Source organism: Microvirga sp. RSM25, assembly GCF_044784385.1.
Taxonomy (GTDB): domain Bacteria; phylum Pseudomonadota; class Alphaproteobacteria; order Rhizobiales; family Beijerinckiaceae; genus Microvirga; species Microvirga tunisiensis.
The window spans coordinates 391,943-414,220 of record NZ_CP173039.1 but is presented as its reverse complement, the minus strand read 5'-3'; the positions used below and the strand labels follow the sequence as shown (position 1 = coordinate 414,220).

Annotated in this window: 16 protein-coding genes and 3 pseudogenes; 4 read left to right on the top strand and 15 right to left on the bottom strand. The window is 64.0% G+C overall.

Going from position 1 to position 22,278, the window contains the following annotated elements:
- The first annotated feature begins 108 nt into the window (after positions 1 to 108).
- Complete coding sequence (locus ACD578_RS01940; RefSeq protein ID WP_404293655.1) at positions 109 to 1,080, top strand: L-threonylcarbamoyladenylate synthase; 972 nt, start codon at positions 109 to 111, stop codon at positions 1,078 to 1,080.
- Positions 1,081 to 1,232: 152 nt separating this feature from the next.
- Here the strand turns inward: ACD578_RS01940 and wrbA are convergent, their stop codons facing one another.
- On the bottom strand, positions 1,233 to 1,835 hold the full coding sequence (wrbA, locus tag ACD578_RS01935) for an NAD(P)H:quinone oxidoreductase (RefSeq protein ID WP_404290376.1): 603 nt from the start codon (positions 1,833 to 1,835) through the stop codon (positions 1,233 to 1,235).
- A 171-nt stretch (positions 1,836 to 2,006) separates the two neighbouring features.
- Between wrbA and ACD578_RS01930 the strand changes: the two genes are divergently transcribed.
- Positions 2,007 to 2,954 carry a LysR family transcriptional regulator gene (locus ACD578_RS01930; protein WP_404290374.1) on the top strand — a complete coding sequence of 316 codons (948 nt, stop codon included), beginning with the start codon at positions 2,007 to 2,009 and terminating at the stop codon, positions 2,952 to 2,954.
- Between the two features lie 125 nt (positions 2,955 to 3,079).
- On the opposite strand, the pseudogene ACD578_RS01925 reads toward ACD578_RS01930, so the two are convergent.
- The 5 genes and pseudogenes from ACD578_RS01925 to ACD578_RS01905 all read right to left on the bottom strand — a co-directional run bounded on the left by ACD578_RS01925 (position 3,080) and on the right by ACD578_RS01905 (position 9,253).
- Positions 3,080 to 4,067: pseudogene (locus tag ACD578_RS01925) on the bottom strand (MDR family oxidoreductase).
- An 84-nt stretch (positions 4,068 to 4,151) separates the two neighbouring features.
- Entirely contained in the window at positions 4,152 to 5,393 is a 1,242-nt protein-coding gene (locus ACD578_RS01920) for an MFS transporter (RefSeq protein WP_404290372.1), read from the bottom strand.
- Between the two features lie 153 nt (positions 5,394 to 5,546).
- Positions 5,547 to 6,977, bottom strand: a complete 1,431-nt coding sequence (locus ACD578_RS01915) for a M10 family metallopeptidase C-terminal domain-containing protein (RefSeq protein ID WP_404290370.1) — start codon at positions 6,975 to 6,977, stop codon at positions 5,547 to 5,549.
- A gap of 86 nt (positions 6,978 to 7,063) precedes the next feature.
- Positions 7,064 to 8,293, bottom strand: coding sequence for a cell wall hydrolase (locus tag ACD578_RS01910; RefSeq protein WP_404290368.1), 1,230 nt, complete (start codon positions 8,291 to 8,293; stop codon positions 7,064 to 7,066).
- 111 nt (positions 8,294 to 8,404) lie between these two features.
- On the bottom strand, positions 8,405 to 9,253 hold the full coding sequence (locus ACD578_RS01905) for a helix-turn-helix domain-containing protein (protein WP_404290366.1): 849 nt from the start codon (positions 9,251 to 9,253) through the stop codon (positions 8,405 to 8,407).
- 127 nt (positions 9,254 to 9,380) lie between these two features.
- Between ACD578_RS01905 and ACD578_RS01900 the strand changes: the two genes are divergently transcribed.
- Entirely contained in the window at positions 9,381 to 9,782 is a 402-nt protein-coding gene (locus ACD578_RS01900; RefSeq protein ID WP_404290364.1) for a hypothetical protein, read from the top strand.
- A gap of 169 nt (positions 9,783 to 9,951) precedes the next feature.
- On the opposite strand, the gene ACD578_RS01895 is transcribed toward ACD578_RS01900, so the two are convergent.
- The 9 genes and pseudogenes from ACD578_RS01895 to ACD578_RS01855 form a co-directional block, all read right to left on the bottom strand.
- The gene (locus tag ACD578_RS01895) at positions 9,952 to 12,726 is read right to left on the bottom strand and encodes a PAS domain S-box protein (RefSeq protein ID WP_404290362.1); all 2,775 of its coding nucleotides are present in this window, start codon (positions 12,724 to 12,726) and stop codon (positions 9,952 to 9,954) included.
- Positions 12,727 to 12,895: 169 nt separating this feature from the next.
- The gene (locus ACD578_RS01890; protein WP_404290360.1) at positions 12,896 to 13,246 is read right to left on the bottom strand and encodes a GFA family protein; all 351 of its coding nucleotides are present in this window, start codon (positions 13,244 to 13,246) and stop codon (positions 12,896 to 12,898) included.
- 20 nt (positions 13,247 to 13,266) lie between these two features.
- Positions 13,267 to 13,533, bottom strand: a complete 267-nt coding sequence (locus ACD578_RS01885; protein WP_404290358.1) for a hypothetical protein — start codon at positions 13,531 to 13,533, stop codon at positions 13,267 to 13,269.
- A gap of 2 nt (positions 13,534 to 13,535) precedes the next feature.
- A complete protein-coding gene (gene ppdK / locus ACD578_RS01880) occupies positions 13,536 to 16,214 on the bottom strand; it encodes a pyruvate, phosphate dikinase (protein WP_404290356.1) in 2,679 nt (892 codons plus the stop codon).
- 514 nt (positions 16,215 to 16,728) lie between these two features.
- Positions 16,729 to 17,367, bottom strand: a complete 639-nt coding sequence (locus ACD578_RS01875) for a L,D-transpeptidase (protein ID WP_404293653.1) — start codon at positions 17,365 to 17,367, stop codon at positions 16,729 to 16,731.
- A 189-nt stretch (positions 17,368 to 17,556) separates the two neighbouring features.
- Positions 17,557 to 17,877 (bottom strand): DALR anticodon-binding domain-containing protein, encoded by a 321-nt coding sequence (locus ACD578_RS01870; RefSeq protein WP_404293650.1) that lies wholly within the window; start codon positions 17,875 to 17,877, stop codon positions 17,557 to 17,559.
- A pseudogene (glyS, locus tag ACD578_RS01865) lies at positions 17,857 to 19,813 on the bottom strand (glycine--tRNA ligase subunit beta); the annotation flags it as partial. The gene ACD578_RS01870 and the pseudogene glyS, both read right to left, overlap by 21 nt.
- A 44-nt stretch (positions 19,814 to 19,857) precedes the next feature.
- The gene (locus ACD578_RS01860; RefSeq protein WP_404290354.1) at positions 19,858 to 20,799 is read right to left on the bottom strand and encodes a glycine--tRNA ligase subunit alpha; all 942 of its coding nucleotides are present in this window, start codon (positions 20,797 to 20,799) and stop codon (positions 19,858 to 19,860) included.
- Between the two features lie 76 nt (positions 20,800 to 20,875).
- Positions 20,876 to 21,761: pseudogene (locus ACD578_RS01855) on the bottom strand (S49 family peptidase).
- A 163-nt stretch (positions 21,762 to 21,924) separates the two neighbouring features.
- Here ACD578_RS01855 and ACD578_RS01850 point away from each other — a divergent pair.
- Positions 21,925 to 22,254: a hypothetical protein gene (locus ACD578_RS01850; protein WP_404290352.1), complete on the top strand. Its 330-nt coding sequence runs from the start codon at positions 21,925 to 21,927 to the stop codon at positions 22,252 to 22,254.
- Positions 22,255 to 22,278: the final 24 nt, after the last annotated feature.

Sequence of the window (22,278 nt, the reverse complement as noted above, 5' to 3'; positions counted from 1 at the left end):
ATGTTGACGCGTGTTCTCGCGCCGTTAAACCCGCCCGGCAAGGGCAAATACAGATGGGCGAATGCCCAAAGGTTAGAGGATAGTTTAGACGTGAACGATCACGGGTCAATGCGCCAAACGGAGCGTCTGGCGGCCGATGCGGCGGGTCTTGCCCAGGCGGCCGCCATCCTGCGGCGCGGCGGCCTCGTGGCCTTTCCGACCGAGACGGTCTACGGCCTCGGCGCCGATGCGACCGATGCGGAGGCCGTCGCCCGGATCTATGCCGCCAAGGAGCGCCCGAGCTTCAACCCCCTGATTGCCCATGTGGACAGCTTCGAGTCGGCGAAAAAACAGGGCCTGTTCGATGAGACGGCCGCGCGCTTGGCGGAGGCCTTCTGGCCCGGTCCCCTGACCCTCGTGGTGCCGGTTGCCCCCACCTGCATGATCTCCGATCTCGCCCGCGCCGGCCTTGACAGCATCGGCCTGCGGGTCCCGGCCCATCCCCTCGCCCATGCGCTTCTGGAACAGACCGGCCGCCCGGTGGCCGCACCCTCGGCCAACCGCTCGGGGCGCGTGAGCCCGACTGATGCGGACCATGTTCTGGGGGATCTCGACGGACGCATCGATGCGGTGCTCGACGGCGGAGCCGCCCAGGTCGGCGTCGAATCGACCATCGTTTCATGCCTCGGCGGGACGCCGCGTCTGCTGCGGCCCGGCGGGGTCGCGCGTGAAGCCATCGAAGCGCTGATCGGTGCAAAGCTCGAGACGGGCTCGGAGGCCGGCACCAACCCGCTCGCGCCCGGCATGCTGGCCTCCCACTATGCCCCGCGGGCGCAGGTGCGCCTGAACGCGACGAACATCCGGCCCGGCGAGGCTGCGCTGCTCTTCGGCGCCGAGCCTCTTTCGGGAGCGGAAACGGCACGCGCCACACTGAACCTCAGCAAAAACGGCGACCTCGTGGAGGCCGCCGCTCATCTGTTTTCCTATCTCAGGCAGCTCGACGCGTCGGGTGCTGCGACCATTGCAGTGAGCTCCATTCCGGAAACCGGACTGGGAGAGGCCATCAACGACCGCCTGAGGCGCGCCGCCGCGGAGCGGTGATCCGCTTCGAAGGATTCCGTCGAACAGCAACATGTCATCACCGGCCTTGTGCCGGTGATCCCAATGGATTGAAGCGCAGAGCCTCACAGGATCGGGATGGCCGGGACTGATCCCCGGATCGAGTCCGGGGACGGCCATGACGTGAGGGTTTCTTACTTCGCAGCGAGTTTCGCAGCGATCTGGGCGACATGCCTGCCCTGGAAGCGGGCGCCGTCGAGATCGATCTCGCTCGGCTGGCGCGAGCCGTCGCCGGCCGCGATGGTCGAGGCGCCATAGGGTGAGCCGCCACGGATCTGGTCGACGCCCATCTGGCCCTGGAAAGAGTAAGGCAGGCCGACGACCACCATGCCGTGATGCAGGAGCACCGGCAGCGTGGTGAGGATGGTGGCCTCCTGGCCGCCGTGCTGGGTGGCCGTGGAGGTGAAGACCGAGCCGACCTTGCCGATGAGCTTTCCCTGCGCCCACAGACCGCCGGTCTGGTCGAGGAAGTTCTTCATCTGCGCCGTCATGGTGCCGTAGCGGGTCGGCGTGCCGATGATGATGGCGTCGTATTCAGGCAGCTCCTCGACGGTGGCGATGGGAGCCTTCTGGTCGGTCTTGTAATGGGCAGCCTGAGCCACCTCAGCCGGGACGAGCTCCGGCACGCGCTTCACCACGACCTCGGCGCCGGTCTCGCGGGCACCTTCGGCGGCGGCGTAAGCCATCTGCTCGATGTGCCCCCAGGACGAATAATACAGAACCAGAACCTTGGTCATGTGAACTCCGATCAGTTGAAAATGGGACGCAGAGCGGCCGACTTCCGGCCTCGCATTGCCTCGGGCTGGAAGAGCGTCGCTTGCTGTTGTTGGACGTGGTGGAGGATAATCTTTCCCTACTGCAAAACCAGTGTTAGATTTGCAGGGCCTCTCTTGCGCGAATGCAAACCAATGACCAAACAGCAGAATCTCGACTGGGACGATTTCAGGCTGGTGAAGATCATCGCCGAGGCCCACGGCCTTGCCGGTGCCGCCGAGCGGCTTGGCGTCAATCATTCGACGGTTTTCCGCAGGCTCGGCCAGATGGAAGACAATCTCGGAGTCAAGCTCTTCGAGCGCCACCGGACCGGATATGTCCTCACGCCTGCCGGCGAAGAGATGTCGGCGCTCGCCGAGCAGATGGACGAGAACGTCACCACCTTCACGCGCAAGCTCGCCGGCCAGGCCGTGGCTCCCACCGGGGAGTTGCGCGTCACGACCAATGACACGCTCCTCGTCCACCTTCTGACTCCGATCTTTGCCCGCTTCATCACGGCCTGTCCCGAGATGCGGCTCGACGTGGTGCTCGCCAATCAGGCGCTCAATCTGTCAAAGCGCGACGCGGACGTGGCGATCCGCGCGACCGACGATCCGCCCGAGACGCTCGTCGGACGCCGCGTTGCGACGATTGCCTGGGCAATCTACGGCCGGGTGGCGGATTTTCCCGCTGTTCGGGCCCCAGGCGATATCAGCCTCGCCGATCTGTTCGACCGTCATTGGGTCGCGCTCGGCGACAATCTGGCGACCATGAAGGTCTCCCGATTCGTGCGCGAGCACGTGACGCCGGAGAATGTCGTCTACAAGGTCAACACAGTGCTCGGCCTCTCCGAGGCCGTTCAGGCCGGAACCGGCATCGGTCCCCTGCCCTGTTTCATCGCGGATTCGAATCCCGATCTCGTCCGACTGTCCGACATCAACCCGGATTTCTCGGCGGGCCTCTGGCTCCTGACGCATCCGGACCTGCGCCAATCGGCGCGCGTGCGCGCCTTCATGGATTTCATGGCAGCCGAGATCGCCAAGCAGAAGAAATGGATCGAGGGAGCCGGGAAGAAAATTCCGGTCCTGGCTCCGGCGGTCTAGCGCATCGTGCGGAACCGGAGGTCCGCGCCAGCGAAAAGCAAATCCAGTTTTCCGCGCGGGCGATGCGCCGATTCAGAAGGTGAGCATCGGACCCAAAAGTGGACTGCACTTTTGCGATCGATGCTCTAGGAGATTTCCACCACGACGCGGCCCTTGATCTTGCCCTCGACGATCTGCTTGCCGGCTTCGAGCACCTGATCGAGCGGGATCGTCGAGGTCATGGCCGCGAGCTTGTCGTGATCGAGTTCGCGGGCGATCCGATTCCAGGCCTCGATCCGCAGCGGCTTCGGAGCCATCACCGAATCGACCCCGAGCAGCGCCACGTTGCGCAGGATGAACGGCGCGACGGTGGTGGGAAGATCCATCCCGCCCGCCAGTCCGCAAGCCGCGATCGCACCGCCGTATTTCGACATGGCCAGGACATTGGCAAGCGTCGTGGAACCGACCGTGTCGACGCCCGCCGCCCAGCGCTCCTTGGCGAGCGGCCGCGATGGGCCGGAGAGTTCGCTGCGGTCGAGGATTTCGGCCGCTCCGAGTCCCTTCAGGTAATCGGCTTCCTCCAGGACGCCCGGTCGAGGCGATCACATGCCATCCGGCCTTGGCGAGGAGCGCCACGGCGACCGAGCCGACACCGCCGACGGCGCCCGTGACGATGGCGGGGCCGCGATCGGGACGCAGCCCATGCCGCTCCAACGCCATCATGCAGAGCATCGCCGTGTAGCCGGCCGTGCCGATGGCCATGGCCTGAAGCGGCGACAGGCCTTGCGGCAGCGGAATCAGCCAGTCGCCCCTGACCCGTACCTTTTCCGCGTAGGCGCCGAGATGGGTTTCGCCCAGGCCCCAGCCGTTGAGCACCACCGCGTCGCCGGGCTTGAACTCAGGGTTCGAGGAGGCTTCCACAGTGCCGACCAGATCGACTCCGGGGATCATGGGAAAACGGCGCACCACCGGCGCCTTGCCGGTGATCGCGAGACCGTCCTTGTAGTTCAGCGTCGAATGCGAAACGCGCACAGTCACGTCGCCGTCCATGAGATCCGCCTCGTCGAACGCGCGGATTCCGACAGTCTGACCTGCTTCCGTTTTGTCGATGACGACGGCCTTGAACGTGCTCATGTCGATTCCTCCCCGCACCCATTTGTGGCGCGGTGGAGGGTCAGGCAAGCGAAAAGGTTTTAGTCCTTCGCAGCAGACGCTAGGTTACTCCGCAGGCTGCAAGGCAGGCGCGCGCGCGACGGGCTGCTCCTTGATCGGCAGGTTGATCAGAGCGGAGGCGAGGCCCAGCAGAACCGAGAGCCACCAGACCGCGCTGTAATTCCCGTTGATCTCGTAGAGCAATCCGCCGAGCCACACGCCGAGGAAGCCGCCGACCTGGTGCGAGAAGAACGCGAAGCCATAGAGCATGGCCATGTAGCGGGTGCCGAACATCAGCATCACGAGGGAGGATGTGGGCGGCACGGTGGAGAGCCAGAGCAGACCGATGGAGATGCCGAACAGGATCGAGGTCACGGGCGTGGCCGGGACCAGGATGAAGGCGGCAATCGCCACCGACCGGCCGAGATAGATCCAGGCGAGCAGCCAGCGCTTCGACATGCGGGTGGAGAGCCAGCCCGAGCCGAGCGAACCGACCGCATTGGCAAGCCCGATCACCGCGAGCGTCCATCCGCCGACGGCGGCCGAGAGACCCGCATCCTTGAGGTAGGCCGGCAGGTGCACGGTGATGAAGGCGAGCTGGAAGCCGCAGGTGAAGAAGCCGAGCACGAGCAGCACATAGGAGCGGTGCTGGAACGCCTCCGTCAGCGCCTGGCGGATCGACTGGTGCGGGATCGCAGCCGCCCCCGCCTGGGCAGCGTCTCCGGTCGGCCGCGTGGCGAGCGCGAGAGCGAGAGGCATGACGAGCAGCACGCTCGCGGCGAAGACCAGCAGCGCCTGTTGCCAGCCGACGGAATCGATCAGCACGTTGCCGATGGGCGGGAACAGGAACTGGCCGAAAGAGCCTGCCGCCGTGCCCGCGCCGAAGGCCATGGGCCGCCACTTCTCCGGCAGCAGCTTGCCGAAGGCGCCGAGCACCAGATTGAACGAGCAGCCGGAGAGACCGAAGCCGATGAGCACGCCGGCGCCGATATGCAGAACGCCCGGCGACGTCGCGTAGGCCATGACGACGAGGCCGAGCGCATAGAGCAGCGCGCCCGTGCAGAGAACCCGGAACGCCCCGAACCGATCAGCCACCGCTCCGGCAAAGGGCTGGCCCACGCCCCAGAGCAAATTCTGGATCGCGATGGCGAAGCCGAAAGTATCCCGCCCCCAGCCGTATTCCGTGATCATGGGCAGTTGGAACAGGCCGGACGATGCCCGCGGGCCGAAGGTGATCAGGGCGATCAGGCAGCCGCACACAATGATGAGTTCGGGTGAGAAACGGGATCGAGCGGAGGAAGCGGACATGCTCACGGCCCTCAAGGGGATACAAGGGTGCGCAGACTATCCGAACTCGCGCATCAGCAACATTGAAAGTTTATCGCCTTTGGTATGACGCTTTGTGATGTATCCCGGGGCAGCGAAAGGACGGCGCGTGCTTCTCGACCTTGGCCCTTCCTTTTAAACCACGAAGAAATCCTGGTGAGCGAGCTTCAGGTTCTTGCCGAGGGTTGCAATCCTTACTTGGGCGGCGGCACCGGTGCCATCCGCATCATAGGAGAGCGCACCGGTCGCCTTGTCGTAGACGATCCGATCCTCCCGGTCCTGCGCCTTCGAGGCCCTGACGAACATGTCGGCCGTGAACGTCTTCGGGCGGGACGCACTGCCCGAACCCAATTCGGTGAAGATCTTGTTGTCGAGGCGGATCGAATCGTAGGTCTGATCGAAGTCGGAGAGCCGATCGAGATTGCTCGCCTTGCTCGGCTTGGTGTCGAACACGAAGACGTCCCGGCCCGCACCGCCATAGAGCTTGTCGTTGCCTGCGCTGCCAAAAAGGATGTCGTTGCCGTCGTCCCCGAGCAGCGTGTCGGCGCCGCCGTCACCCCTCAACACGTTGGCGGCGGAATTGCCCTGGAGCTTGTCGGCAAAGCGTCCGCCGGTGGCGTTCTCGATCGTCACGCCGTTGGCGATCGTATAGCCGCCGGCGACCCTTTTCTCGTAGGAAGCGAAGCCGCCCGCATGGGGGTTGCCCTGCAGCAGGGTCGCGGCGCGAAGATCGATGACGACGCCCGCGGATGCCTGCGCTGCGGTGATCGTATCCCGGCCGCCCGCATCCCAGAGGCAGAACCATCCCCGCTCATCGACATTCAAGTTCCATGTAGGCAACACGTAGACATCGCTCCCCCGGCCCGTTTCCATGTTCTTTCCATAGAGAGCCTGCAACGCGGCGATATCGAAAGCCCCAAGCCCCGCCTGGTTTCCGTAGGTCATGTCATAGCCGGCACGGTCCCATCCTGGGTTGTACGACATGATCGTCCAGATGCCCTGGTTCAAACCGTTCGGCCCGGTTGAAAAGGGATCCGTGACGCCAGGAAAGGTCGTTGCGTCCTCGCGTGTCCCGCCATCGTGCGGATGGGCCAGGCCCATGCCATGGCCCAGTTCGTGCAGCACGGTGTTGAGTCCGTCGCCGCCGAAATACAGGCTGCTCCACGAGGGTGCCGCAGGGTCGAAATACCCCCAGATCTGATTGTTATCCGGCAGTTCGTGCAGGCCGAGAGTGCCGCCCAAGGCAGTCTTCCACCAGACGATATCGGCCTGTGCGACGGAACTGGCGAGTTCGAATTTCAGCCCGGAGACGCTTTCGTAAACCTGGGTCGCATAATCGAAGGCGGACTTCTCGGCGTCGCTCCACGTCTGAGCCGACGCGCCGCTCGTCAGGATATCACTGGGGTCATGAAGGGTGCTGGCTGCCGCGAAATCTCCGCTTTGACCGAACCAGACCTTGATCGGCCCCCTCGCGACGTTCCAGGCCGCGCCGCCCCAGACGATGGAATCCAGGTAGGCATTGCCATAGCCGGAGCCCGGAACAGAACTTCGGATGCTCGCCACCATTTCCTCGCCTTCAACGCCGCTCCTGAAAGTTCTATTATATTATCGCATTTTTCAAAGTGCCGAAGCGCACGTGCGACGATTTACTCTCAGGTCTGGCCGGGCTTCAATTTGTAGAAGATGTGCCGTCCGATCACGTCCATTTTCTTCAGGCGGCGCGCCCAGTAGGGGCGGACATAGTCGGCGTGATAATGCGTCGCTCCACCCACATCGGCGAGGTAGGTCTTGCCCTCGATCACGGCACTCGCGACGCTCTTGGCGCGCTCCCAGGACTCGGTATCGCGGATGCGCAGGGCCTTGCCTTCGCAGGCGAAGGTGAACTGGCAGGCGAGATGGCGGTGACGGTTCTGGTAGACCACGCCGCAGATCGACGAGGGATAAAGCCCGCTCTTCACGCGATTGAGCACCACCTGGGCGACTGCCGCCTGCCCCTCCACGGTCTCGCTGCGGGCCTCGAAATAGACGGCTTCGGCGAGACAGCGCTGCTCCTTGCCTAAGTTGTCCGGATCGATCAGGTCGGCATAGCGCGGACGATCCGGGTCGTCGCTCTTGGGCAGGATCGACATGTCACTGTCGCCTCGGTCGAGACGCGGCGATTGCAGGGACACGGGAGCGGCCGCGATCTCGATGGGCGTCGCCTCGACCGGAGCCGGCGTCGCCGAGGACAGGGTGACGGCACGCCTCACCATGGGGGTCGTCGGGCTCGCGGAGGCTCCGGTGGAGCCTGCTGCGGCGGCGGCCGGCGATTGCACGGAGGTGGCCTGGCGGGTCGTGGTGTATTCGGGTGCCTGCCAGGGCTCGAAGACCTGCTCCGTCTCCGTCGCTTCGAGCTGGCCCTCCATGAGGACGGTCGGCGGCAGGAGCCGCTCGTCGCGGCTGTAGAGCAGCCGCGCGCTGCCGGCCTGATCGAGGGTCGGACGCAACTGCCTGGCGCGGCGGGACAGGGTGGCATGGGGCGCCACCAGCGGGTTGCCTTTCAGCGAGCGGTCGATGACGGCATCGGCGCTCACATCGGCCTTCCGGTCGGCCTTGAGGGGCGCGGAATCGGCCGCTTCATCGGGCAGATCGTAGCGCGGCATGGAGCGGAGGATGTCGCGCTCGATTCCAAGCTTTCCATCGATGATGGAGGCACCTGTGGGCGGGACGAGCGCGGTGTCGACGAGACGGGCGGTCGCGCTGCGCGGCGCGAAGCTCACCCCGGAATGCAGGTCGTTGCTGGCCGAGGCCGTGAACGAGATCAGGAGGCCGGTCGCCAGCGCCCAGGGAGCCGTTGTGGCGCAGATCCATTTCACCCGAGATCGACGATACGGAAGACGCACGCGCTACACCCTGCAAAAAACTCGAACAATCCGGAGCATCCAGCAGGAGGGCTCCGATGTCGTAAAGTTATCGCGGGTTAAGGTTGATGGGTGGTTAAGACAGGGCTCCCCTCATCTGCTTGCCGCTGCGGCAGCCTGACGCTTCTCGGCGAGACGCCCCAACGCGAGGCCCGTCCCGGAATCGGCCGGGAAGAAGGCCTCGATGGCGAGTTCCGACAAGGTCACGTCGACCGGCGTGCCGAAGATCGTCGTCGTGCTGAACAGGGTGAGCATACCCTCCCCCGTCATGATCTGGAGCGGCACGACGATGCCGGCATAGTCATGGTTCGACTTGGGTGCCCGCGCGGCCGCATCGGGCGTCGGGTAGGAGCGCAATTCCTCGATCAGTGCGGCCAGAACCGCATCGCCTGTCGCGTCGACCTGACGGTGCAGACGATGGACGAGATGGTTGCGCCACTCGGTGAAATTCACGATACGGCGGGCAAGGCCTGCGGGATGGATACTCAGGCGCAGCACGTTGACGGGCGGCTTCATCAGCGCCGGGTCGACGTCGCCGATCAGCGACACGAGGGCATCGTTCGCGGACACGAGCGACCAGTACCGGTCGACGGCGAGCGCGGGATAAGGATCGTGCCCTTTCAGCACGAGATCCACGGCCTGACGCATGCTCGCGAGAGCCGGATCGTCGAGGGAGCGCTGCGAGTAGACCGGCGCGAAGCCCGCCGAAACCAGCATGATGTTGCGTTCGCGTAAGGGCATGTCGAGTTTCTCCGCCAAGAGCAGCACCATCTCGCGGCTCGGCTGCGAGCGGCCGGTTTCGAGAAAGCTCAAATGCCGGGTGGAGATCTCGGCTTCGAGAGCGAGATCCATTTGGCTGAGGCGCCGGCGCTGGCGCCATTCGCGCAGGAAATCGCCCACATGTCGGTCGGTGTTCACGGATTGGGTGCTCGCAGATTTCATGGGGCGGACCATAACGTGATGCCGGCCGATCTTCCATGACCTCGCAGGTAATCGACTGCGCTCACGGCCTGCGGAATCCTTGAAGCCAGGTTGAGGCTCTCAACCGAACAACCACAAGGAGACAGCCATGATGACGATCCAATCCTCCCCGCTTCTTCGCCAGGCTCTCGTGGCCGATGCCACCACCAGCGCTGCCTTCGGCCTCATGATGCTGATCGGTGTAGGGCCCTTGAGTGGGATCTTCGGGTTGCCGGACATGCTCCTGCGCATCGCGGGCCTGGTTCTCCTGCCCTATGCGGCCTTCATCGGCTGGCTCGGTCTGCGGGAGCAGATCCAGAAGCCGATCGCATGGGCCGTGGTGCTCGGCAATGCCCTCTGGGTCGTCGACAGCCTGCTGCTGCTGGTGAGCGGCTGGGTGTCGCCGACGAGCGCAGGCTATGCCTTCGTGATCGCGCAGGCACTCGTGGTGCTGATGTATGCGGAATTTCAGATCGTCGGTCTGCGCCGGTCGGAGGCGGCTGCGGCCTGAATGCCGCCGCCATTCCCTCCCACGTCATCACCGGGCCAGTTCCGGTGATCTCGATTGGGAAAATGCGGAGCTTCACATCATCCGGATGGCCGGCCTTGTGCCGGCCATGACAGCGTGAGTTTGCTCGCGCAAGGCCGGCGAGCTCTTGGATCCCGTCTCCGAGCAGGCTCTAAGGACCGTGAATGATGGCCTCGATCTTGGCCGCGAGGGTTTCAAGGGGAAATGGTTTGGCGATGACTTCCATGCCCGGCCCCAAGAATCCAGCCGAGAGAAGATTGCTCTCTACATAGCCGGTCATGAAGAGCACCTTCTGATCTGGCCGTTGCGCCCGGAAGGCATCGGCAAGTTGCCGCCCGTTCAGGCCGGGCAGCCCCACATCGGTCAGGAGAAGATCGATCGGTTGCCCGGTTTGTAGAATCGCGAGACCCTTCGGCCCGTCCTCGGCCTGAAGAACGCGATAGCCCTGCTCCTCGAGCATTTCCACGATGAGATCGCGCACGACGCGTTCATCCTCGACCACGAGCACGGTCTCGTGAGCCTTGGGGCGCGTTGCCAACGCGTTCGTGGCAGACAGGTCCCGAGGCACGGCGTCTCCAAGATACCGAGGAAGGAAAATCTTGACGGTCGTGCCTTGGCCTATTCCCGAAGTGATCCGGACATGTCCGCCGGACTGCCTGACGAATCCGTAGACCATGGAAAGACCGAGACCTGTGCCCTGACCGATGGGTTTCGTGGTGAAAAAGGGTTCGAAGACCCTCGCGAGCACATCGTCGGACATGCCGGAACCGGTATCGGACACTGACAACGCAACATATTGACCGGGCTTCACATCCTGCTGCGTGGCGGCATAGGCGTGATCCAGCTCGACATTCGCCGTCTCGATCGCGATGGCCCCTCCATCGGGCATGGCATCGCGGGCGTTGATGACGAGATTGAGCAGTGCGTTTTCCAGCTGGTTGGGATCGCAGAGAGGCAGCCAGAGATCTTGGCCGGCCCGCAGCTCGACCCGGATCGTCTCGCGCGCCGTGCGCCGGAACAGCTCTTCCATCGACCCCACGAGGGCGTTCGCATCGACAGGCTTCGGATCGAGCGGCTGGCGTCTGGAAAATGCAAGAAGGCGATGCGTGAGCGCAGCAGCCCGGTTCGCCGAGGACATGGCAGCGTCGATATAGCGTCCGATATCGCCTGTTCGTCCCTGCGCGACGCGGGTCTGGATGAGATCCAGGCTACCGATCACGCCGGTCAGCAGATTGTTGAAATCGTGAGCGATTCCACCGGTCAGCTGTCCTACGGCCTCCATCTTCTGCGATTGCCGCAGCGCTTCCTCGGCCTGTTTCAGGGCCTGAGACGCCTCCTCCTCGGCGGTGATGTCGCGGCCGATCGCATGGATGAAACGCTCATCCGACACGGCCGTCCAGGCGATCCAGCGATAAGACCCGTCCCGGTGGCGAAGCCTGCTTTGGATGCCGCACGTGGTCAGCTCGCGGGAAAGCCGCCTGACGGCCAGATGAGCATCGTCCTGATCCTCTGGATGAACGAAATCGAGGACGGATGCTCGAATGAGATCGCCGTTCTTCCACTCGAGCATGCGGCTCCAGGCTGGATTTGCCGTCAGGATCGTTCCCTCGAAGTCGGCAACGAGCATGAGGTCTGTCGAGAGATGCCAGAGGCGATCCCGGTCCCGCGTGCTCTCCTCGACACGTTTCTCCAGTCTGGCATTCAGATGGGCCAGTTCCTCCGCGGCCATCTTTCGATCATGGATATCGGTGTTCGTGCCGATCCACCGGATGACGCTCCCGGCGGGATCGCGAACGGGAACGGCTTTCGACAGGAACCAGCGGTAGGTCCCGTCGCGCGCTCGACTAAGCCTGATTTCGCTTTCGAAGACCGTTCCATCCTGCAGTGCCTGCCGCCAGGCCTGAAGCACAACCGGATAATCGTCCGGGTGGACGATGCGCTCCCATGCACCGTTTCCGAGATCATCGAGAGTGGTGCCCAGATATTCGGGAAGGCGTCCATTGGACCACTCGACCGATCCGTCCGGTCCGGCTTCCCACACTTGGTGGGGAACGGCCTCGACCAGAGCCCTGAAGCGCTCCTCGCTGGCGCGCAACGCCTCTTCGGAAGCCTTCCGTTCGGTAATATCCCGATAGAAGCTGACGATGCCACCCGGAACCGGGCAGGCACGCAATTCCAGCCACCGGTCTTTTCCAAAGCCGAGATAACGGCGCTCGAGTGAGACCTGCACCTGTTCTGCAAGGCACTTTCGATACGCGACCTCCAAAGCGGAGCCCGCCGATGTGGGCCACGCCTCCCATTGGATCTTGCCAATGATCTCATCGGCCTGACGCCCGTCATATCTAAGAGCAGCAGGGTTGAGCTTGATGACCCGGAATTCCTTATCGAAGGCGACGAAACCATCGCCAAGAACTTCGAGGATCGCCTCCGCCTGCTCGTTGCTGGCGTTCAATTCCTGCTCGCGCCGGACATGCTCGGTCACGTCACTGCCATGAACGGCGACTCCGAGAAGTGTCCTGCTCACGCCCCAGACGGGCTGGAAGGAAAATTGGACGAACTGCTCCTCGACTGTGCTCTTGGGGTCCGCTTGAGAATGGATGGCCACCCGAAGAGGCCCGGACGGCGCAGTGCCGGAGCGAGCCTGATCGAGGCGCTCTTGAAAGCCCGGCCAACGGGCCAGCGGCGTCTCGTCCAGGGCTAGATCGGTGATAGCCCTACCCCCGGTCAATTGCCGAAAAGCATCGTTCGTCAGCGTAACGACATCATCAGGGCAACGCAGAAAGCAAAAGAAACCAGGGACTTGCCGGAGGACGGAGAGAAGCTGTGCGCTTGAAGCGTCGGGCGCATCAAAGCCCTTGGCTGCAGCCTGGGTGCCGCGCAAGTCACGAATGACGTTATCCTCCGCAACGCTCAAACTGTCTGGCATCCTGAGCCTTCGGAAATGCAGCGCCGGTCTTCCACCGCCACCACCCCTTCTGTTCTGACCAAGAAAAGCTGCCCGCCCCAGCGAGAAGGGTTATTATAAGTGATATTTTATTTCGTTTCAATTGCCCTTGGGTCAGATTCGGCTGGCCATAAGCGGTTCCGGGCCGGCTTCAGAAACTCCGCCCATCCACCGGAGTGACCTCGATATGGGACAGATCGACGTCCTCGAGGCAGCGAATGTTGATCGCCGCCATCGCGTCTCCCGTGGGCTTCCGACCCTCGCCGAAGGGCGCGCAGCCGCAGGTGGCACAGAAGCGATGCCGGATGGTGTGCGTGTTGAAGGTATAGGTGGAGAGATGCTCCTCGCCCTGAATCACGGTCAGGGCAACGCGCGGCACGAAGGTGAGCAGATGGCCCTTCCGGCTGCAGATGGAGCAGTTGCATTCGATCACCTGCTCAAGATCCGTCTCGACCTCGTACGCCACCTTGCCGCAATGACATGAACCCTTGTGCAGCGCCATTTTCCCCCGCTTCGATGTTGTTATCCTAAAGCCACCATTACCGTGACGATCAAACCTGCACCGATGACGGCTACAAATCGATCTCCCATGGTAAGCGGCTCGGTCTTATTCTGAGCTGCCAATTGACCGATCGCAAGATCGAGCACCAGCGAGACGGCAAAGGGCCAGGCTACCGGCGGAACGGCGGTCTGCTGCAGGTGAGGCTGCTGCAGCATGAGAAGCCCGACCGCGATGCCGGAGATCAGCACCGCGATGATGTAGAGCAAGCGGCCGCGCGACAGAGCCATTTTTACGCCTGGCTCGCGGCCTTGTTGCCGAGCGCCGCCTGCGCCGCGGCAAGACGCGCGATCGGCACGCGGTACGGCGAGCAGGACACGTAATCGAGCCCGACCGATTGACAGAAGTGGATCGACGCCGGATCGCCGCCGTGCTCGCCGCAGATGCCGAGCTTGATGTTGGGCCTTGTCTTCTTGCCGCGCTCTACCGCGAGCTTCACCAGTTCGCCCACGCCTTCCTGGTCGATGGTCACGAACGGATCCGCCGGCAGGAGGCCCTTCTGCGTGTACGGACCAAGGAAGGATGCCGCGTCGTCGCGCGAGATGCCGAGCGTCGTCTGCGTGAGGTCGTTGGTGCCGAACGAGAAGAACTCCGCCGATTCCGCGATCTCGCCGGCCAGCAGAGCCGCACGCGGCAGCTCGATCATCGTGCCGACTTGATAATCGACCTTCACGCCGCTCTCCTTCGCCACCGCTTCCGCCATGGCGACGATGCGCGCCTTCACGAGATCGAGCTCCGCCTTCGTCATGACGAGCGGCACCATGACCTCCGGCACGACGGGCTGGCCCGTTGTCTTGCCGGCTTCCACCGCCGCCTCGAAGATGGCACGCGCCTGCATTTCGGCGATCTCAGGATAGGCGACGGCCAGACGGCAGCCGCGGAAGCCGAGCATCGGGTTGAACTCGTGCAGTTCGCGGGCGCGGTGCTTCAGCTTGTCGACGGAGGCGTTCATCGCCTTCGCCACTTCCTGCATCTCCTCTTCCGAATGCGGCAGGAACTCGTGCAGTGGCGGATCGAGCAGACGGATCGTGACGGGCAAGCCGCTCATGATCGTGAACAGCTCGACGAAATCCTTGCGCTGCATCGGCAGCAGCTTGGAGAGCGCTGCCCTGCGGCCGGCCTCGTCGTCGGAGAGAATCATCTCGCGCACGGCGACAATGCGGTCGCCCTCGAAGAACATGTGCTCCGTCCGGCACAGGCCGATGCCCTCCGCGCCGAAATTGCGCGCTGTCTTGGCGTCGAGCGGCGTTTCCGCATTGGCGCGCACCTTCATGTGGCGCACCTTGTCGGCCCAGCCCATGAGCGTGGCGAACTCGCCCGACAGCTCCGGCTGCAGCATCTCCACCTGGCCCAGCAGCACCTGGCCGTTGGAGCCGTCGATCGTGACGATGTCGCCCTTCTTGAGCGTCTGACCCGCCACCGTGAGCGTCTGCGAGGCATAGTCGACGCGGATCTGGCCGGCGCCCGACACGCAGGGTTTGCCCATGCCGCGGGCGACCACCGCCGCGTGCGAGGTCATGCCGCCACGTGTGGTCAGAATGCCTTCCGCCGCATGCATGCCGTGGATGTCCTCCGGCGAGGTCTCGACGCGCACCAGGATGACCTTGTGGCCGGCCTTCTTGGCGGCTTCCGCGTCGTCCGAGTTGAACACGATCTCGCCCGAGGCCGCGCCGGGTGAGGCCGGCAGGCCGGTGGCCAGGATCTTGCGCTCGGCCTTCGGGTCGATAGTGGGATGGAGCAGCTGATCGAGGGCCGCCGGCTCGACGCGGGTGACGGCCTCTTCCTGCGTGATCAGGCCCTCGGATGCGAGTTCCACCGCAATGCGCAAGGCGGCTTTCGCCGTGCGCTTGCCGTTACGGGTCTGGAGCATCCAGAGCTTGCCGGTCTCGACCGTGAATTCCATGTCCTGCATGTCACGGTAATGCTTCTCGAGAATGCTGTAGATGCGCACGAGCTCGTTGTAAGCCTCCGGCATCGCGCTTTCCATCGAGGGCTTGTCGGAGCCGGATGCGATCCGGGCCTTCTCGGTGATGTCCTGCGGGGTGCGGATGCCCGCCACCACGTCCTCGCCCTGGGCATTGATGAGGAACTCGCCGTAGAGCTCGCTCTCGCCGGTAGAGGGGTTGCGGGTGAAGGCGACGCCGGTGGCGGAGGTCTCGCCCATGTTGCCGAACACCATGGCCTGCACGTTCACCGCCGTGCCCCAGCTCGCCGGGATGGCGTGCAGCTCGCGGTACTTGATGGCGCGGTTGTTCATCCAGGAGCCGAACACGGCCCCGATGGCGCCCCACAGCTGCTCCTGTGGCTCCTGCGGGAAGGGCTTGCCGAGTTCCTTCTCGACGAGGTTCTTGTAGCGCGGAAGAATGGCCCTCCAGTCCTCGGCGGTCATGTCCGTGTCGAGGCTGTAGCCCTTGCGATCCTTGTACTCGTCGAGGATCTCCTCAAAATGGTGGTGTTCGATATTCAGCACCACGTTGGAATACATGGTGATGAAGCGACGATAGCTGTCATAGGCGAAGCGCTCGTCGCCCGCGCCCTTGGCCAGGGCACCGACGGTGACGTCGTTGAGGCCGAGATTGAGCACCGTGTCCATCATGCCGGGCATGGAGGCCCGTGCACCGGAGCGGACGGAGACGAGAAGCGGGTTCTCGGCATCGCCGAAGGTCCGGCCCGTGAGGCGGCCGATATAGGTCAGGGCGTTCTCGACCTGGGTCTTCAGCTCCTCAGGATAGGAGCGGCCGTGATCGTAGTAATAGGTGCAGACTTCCGTCGTGATGGTGAAGCCCGGAGGGACCGGCAGTCCCAGATTGGACATCTCGGCCAGATTGGCCCCCTTGCCGCCCAGCAGGTTCTTCATCCCCGCCTGGCCCTCGGCCTTACCGTCCCCGAAGGTATAGACCCACTGCGTCATCGCTCGATCCCCTGGCTCTGAATACACCCTGCTGCCGCGCAGGTGCTGGCTTGAAACATGTGGAGCCCAAACGCAAGCTGAACAGCCACGGTTCCGGAATTTTCGGAGCAGGCAGGCATCGAGGCAGGACACGAGTCCTGGAACGGCTGTCTCACTGTGATTCCAGGACCACGAAGCGGAACCCGGAACGACAGTGTTTCACCGATTTAGGGTGAGATTGAGATCCCCCATTCGGGATTCATCTCTTCGATCAGCCGGATTTTCCAATCCCGGCGCCATTTCTTGAGGACTTTCTCTCGATCAATGGCACGGGCAATCCGGTCAAAAGCCTCGTACGGACGAGACGTGTCACATCACATTTCGATGTGAAGCCTTTGATAGCCTTGGCCTTATGCTCGAAGACACGGCGCGGCACATCATTCGTCCCCATAGGGAGTACCATGGCGGTCGCTGGCGAGCCCGCAGACGAATACGTCATGCAAAGAAAAAGGCGGCCCTGAAGGCCGCCTATACGTTAAACCCGGTACCGCCCGTTGCGCTTCACATAGACCGTCGTGCCGACGGGAACGCGCTCGTAGAGGTCGGCCACGTCCTCGTTGAGCATGCGCACGCAGCCCGAGGAGACCTGTTCGCCGATGCTCCAGGGCTCGTTGGTGCCGTGGATGCGGAAGAGCGTGTCGGCACCGTTCTGGTGCAGATAGAGGGCGCGGGCGCCGAGCGGGTTGTCGAGGCCGGCTTCCATGTAGCGCGGCAGCTCGGGCTTGATGCCGACCATGGTCCTGGTGGGCGACCAGTTGGGCCAGACGCCCTTGCGGCCAACGGACGCAATGCCCTTCCAGGAGAAGCCCTGCTTGCCGACGCCGACGCCGTAGCGGATCGCCCTGCCCTCGGGCTGGACCAGGTAGAGCATGCGCTCGTCGATATCGACCACGATCGAGCCCGGCTTCTCGGTGCCTTTGTACTCCACCGTCTGGCGGGCGTATTTCGCGTCCATCTTGCGGCGATCGACCAGCGGGATGTTGTGCGGCTTGTCCGGCATCATGCCGACATACCAGGCGGAATCGTCCGCCGTGGCGACCGGCTGCTGAGCGGTCTGACAGGCAGCAAGGGGGGCGCTCAGAAGAGCGGCAATCAGGAGGCGTCGAATCATCATCATCATCGGTCTTCTGAATTGAATCGGTTGCCGCCTACCTAGAGCCTAGGTGGCCGATTGGCTGTGCCCCTCACGCCACACCTTAACATGAATTAACCCTTGGGGGCTGCCCCATGCGCGTGGCGCAACCCTCCATTTTCATGCATCGCATCTTCCGACGGCAAGCCGGAGCCGCTTCGCGGGACAAGGCTACCCCTCGATGCGCGAGAAATCCGCCACCGTGCGGGTCGCCTCGCGGATGTCGTTGAGGAGTCGCAGGCGGTTCGCCCGAAGCGTGGGATCCTCCGCGTTGACGGTCACCTTGTCGAAGAATGCGTCCACGGGCTGGCGAAGACGGGACAAAGCGCGCATCGCACCCTCGAAATCCTCCGCTTCGATGGCTTTCTGCGCCTCTTCCTTCGCCCCGTGAAGGACCACGGCGAGCGCCTTCTCCTCGATCTGTCCCTGGTCGTTCACGATCTGGAGGTCGGGCGCCTCGTTATAGGGGTGTCCGTCCTTCTTCTCCTCGATACGGAGGATGTTGGCCGCACGGCGGTAACCCGAGAGCAGGTTCTTGCCATCCTCCGTATCGAGGAAGCGGCCGAGCGCCTCGACGCGGCGCACGATCATGAGGAGGTCGTCCTGGCCTTCGAGCGCGAACACCGCGTCGATGAGGTCGTGACGCGCGCCCTGATCGCGCAGATAGACCTTCAGGCGGTCGGCGAAGAAGGAGAGGAGGTCGAGCGCACGCACATACATGATGCGTGCCAGACTTTCGGAGTTCCCCAGTTGCCGCTGCCGGAAAATGGATTCCAGATCTGGAAGCGCGGGATGGTTGATAATCCCGGCGAGAGCGCTGTCCTCGATGGCTTCAATGAGTTTCCTGGCCTGCAGGAACTCCTCGAAGAGAACGTCCTTCGCATCGCGCGCAAACGGCTTCGCAAGCAGGGAGATCAGCGACAGCTTGAGATTGTTCTCCAGCACCAGCCGGATCACGCCCAACGCCGCGCGACGCAGTGCGTAAGGATCCTTCGAACCCGTCGGCTTCTCGTCGATGGCCCAGAAGCCCACGAGCGTGTCGATCTTGTCGGCGAGCGCCACGGCGACCGAGACCGGATCGGTCGGCACGCGGTCGGAGGGGCCGAGGGGCTTGTAGTGCTCTTCGATGGCAGCGGCGACGGAAGCGTGCTCGCCCTGCAGCGTCGCGTAGTAGCGGCCCATGAGGCCCTGCAGTTCGGGGAACTCGCCCACCATCTCAGTCACGAGATCGGCCTTGGCGAGGCGCGCGGCGCGCTCGGCCAATGCAGGATCGGCACCGACGACGGGAGCCAGTTCCCTGGCGAGCGCCGCGATGCGCTCGACGCGCTCGTATTGCGTGCCGAGCTTTTCGTGGAAGACGATGGATTTCAGCTTCTCCAGCCGCTCTTCCAGCCTCACCTTCTGGTCCGTCTCCCAGAAGAATTTCGCATCGGAGAGGCGCGCGCGCACCACGCGCTCGTTGCCGCCAACGATCGTCTTGCCGCCGTCGCCGGCGATGAGGTTGGACGTCAGCAGGAACCTGTTGGCGAGCTTGCCGGTGCTGGGATTGCGCAGCACGAAGCACTTCTGGTTCGCCCGAATGGTGGTGCGGATCACCTCCGGCGGAATGTCGAGAAAAGCTTCGTCGAACGAGCCCATGAGCACCACGGGCCATTCCACGAGGCCGGCGACCTCCTCGAGCAGCCCCTCGTCCTCGACGAGTTCGAGCCCTTGCGCGAAGGCGAGGTCCTTCGCGTCGTGCAGGATCATGTCCTTGCGGCGGTCCGTGTCGATCACGACCTTGGCGCGCTCCAGCGCCGGCGCGTAATCGTCGAAGCGCTTCACGCGGATCTCGCCCGGCGCGAGGAAGCGATGGCCCTTCGTGACATCGCCCGCGGCGATGCCGTCGACCTCGAAGCGCACCACCTCCGGATCCTCGGTCTCGGGCCCGAAGGTGCAGATGATGGAATGGAGCGGACGCACCCAGCGGAGCGAACCAGGCTCCTTCGAGGCCGCGCCCCAGCGCATGGATTTCGGCCAGGGGAAGTTTTTCACGATGCCGGGCAGGATCTCCGCCAGCACGTCCGGGGTCGAGCGGCCGGGCTTCTCGATGATGGCGACGTAGAACTCGCCCTTCTTCGGATCGCTCTCGATCTTCGCCTGCTCGATGGAGGAAAGCCCCGCCCCTTTCAGGAAGCCCTGGATCGCAGCCTCCGGCGAGCCGACGCGCGGACCTTTCGCGCTCCTCGCGCACGTCCTGCCCCTTCACGGGCAAGCCCGCGACATGGAGCGCCAGCCGCCGCGGCGTCGCTAGGGCCTTCGCGCCCTCATAGAGGAAGCCGCGCTCCACGAGCGCATCGGTTACAAGCTTCTTCAGATCCTCCGCTGCACGACGCTGCATGCGGGCGGGAATTTCTTCGGAAAAGAGTTCGAGGAGAAGATCGGGCATCGGAGAACTTTATGTCTGAGTGAGGAAACGGATGGGAGCAGCGGTCAGGCCGCCACGCCCCCGCCCTCGGTCTTCAGCCATGCCGCGCCGCAGGCCTTCGCGAGTTCGCGGACGCGCAGGATATAGCTCTGGCGCTCGGTGACGGAGATCACGCCGCGGGCGTCGAGCAGGTTGAACACGTGACTCGCCTTGATGCACTGGTCGTAGGCCGGCAGTGCCATCAGATGGCGGTTGTCGTTGGAGCCGGGCTGCGGCTCGCCGTCCGCGAGATACTTGCGGCAGGTGGCCTCCGCGTCACGGAAATGCCGGAACAGCATCTCCGTGTCGGCATACTCGAAGTTGTGGCGCGAATATTCCTGCTCGGCCTGCAGGAAGACGTCGCGGTAACTGACCTTCCGGTCGCCTTCGAGGCCGTTGAAATTGAGGTCGTAGATCGATTCCACGCCCTGCAGATACATGGCGAGGCGCTCGAGACCGTAGGTCAGCTCGCCCGCGACCGGCGAGCACTCGAAGCCGGCCACCTGCTGGAAATAAGTGAACTGCGACACTTCCATGCCGTCGCACCAGCATTCCCAGCCGAGGCCCCAGGCGCCGAGCGTCGGGCTTTCCCAATCGTCCTCGACGAAGCGGATGTCGTGGACGGAGGTATCGATGCCGATGGCCTTGAGCGAGCCGAGATAGAGCTCCTGCAGGTTCGGCGGGTTCGGCTTCAGGATCACCTGGAACTGGTAATAATGCTGGAGCCGGTTCGGGTTCTCGCCGTAGCGCCCGTCCTTCGGGCGGCGGGAGGGCTGCACATAGGCCGCGTGCCAGGGCTTGGGGCCGAGAGCCCGCAGGGTGGTGGCCGGGTGGAAGGTGCCCGCACCGACCTCCATGTCGTACGGCTGGAGGATGACGCAGCCCTGCTCGGCCCAATAGCGCTGGAGCGTGAGAATCAGGCCCTGGAAAGAGCGCGCAGGGTTCATGTGCGCGGGTTCGCTCGTCATATCGGCGTCCGGTTTGTCTCGAAAATGTCAGGCGAACCCTTGGGATGACGGGCGGCCCAAGTCAAGCGGCGAGGTTCTACAGCCCCAGCCGCGCCCAGGCGGCGCGCTCTTCGAGGGCTCCGACGATCTCGCCCGGGTCGATCAGGCTGCTCTGCCCCAGGGACCGGCGGCCGAGCAGGCGTCCCAGCAACGGCGGGCGCGCCGGCTCGATCATCCGGAACCGCACCTTCTCACCGAAGCGCTGGCGCAGGATGGTGCGGATGTCGCCGAGCCCGTCGACGAGGCCGAGATCGAGCGCCTCCGCCCCGACCCAAAAGGCACCGGAGAAGAGATCGTCGTAGGAATCGTTGAGCTTTTCGCCCCGTCGATCACGGACGAGGCCGGCGAACACGTCGTGGATCTGGCGCTGAAGCCCCTTCAGGCGCACCACATCCTCCGGATTCTCGGGCCGGAATGGGTCCAGCATCGCCTTGCTCTTGCCGGCGGTATGCACGCGCCGCTCGATGCCGATGCGCTCGATCAGTTCATGGAAGCCGAAACTCGCGGAGACCACCCCGATGGAGCCGACGATGGAGGCCGGATCGGCATATATCTCGTCCGCCGCGCAGGCGATCATGTAGCCGCCGGAGGCCGCCGCATCCTCCACGAAGGCGATGACGGGAAGCTTCTTCTCCTCGGCAAGGGCTCGGATGCGCTTGAAGATCAGGTGCGATTGCGCCGCCGAGCCGCCCGGCGAGTTGATGACCAGCGCCACCGCCCTCGCGCCCGGGACCGAAAACCGCGCGTTCCAGAAGCGGCGCCACGCTCGACATGGCAAGGCCCGTCCGCAGGGGCATCACGGCCCCGATGGGCCCCGACAGGCGCACCACGGGCACGACGGGATTGGGATAGACGCGATACTTGGCTGGGAGGAGAAATTGCAGACGTGCCGGGAGCATGGAGGAGAACGATGTTTGAGCCATGGCTGTTATGTAGGGTGCGTGGCCCGGCTTCCCAAGATGAACATACCGTTAGGGAAATTGTCGGGCTGCGTTCAGTTAAGGTCGTTTAAACCTTGATCATGGACAACAGCCCGGGCGTGACACCGTTTCAATCCGGTGTCTGGGCGGAGTTGAGGAGATATAGATGCGCAAACTTGTTTTCGGTCTTCTTGGTTTTGCAGCCCTGGGCTTCGGCACCCTGTCCGTGCAGCCGGCCGAGGCTCAGCCCTATTATCCGGGCTACGGCTACCGGAGCCCCGCGCCGGTCGTGACCGTCCAGTACGGGCGCCCCTATTATGGGCGTCGTCCCTATTACGGTCGTCCCTATTACGGTCGTCCCTACGGGGCTTATCGCCCGGTCCGTACGGCGCGCCGCTGCTGGGTCGAGCCCCGGCGGGTCTGGAACGGCTACCGCTGGGTGCGCCGTCCGATCGAGGTCTGCCGCTCAGGCGGCCGGCCCGGCTACCGCTGGTAATTCAGCAATCGATCATCGGAACAG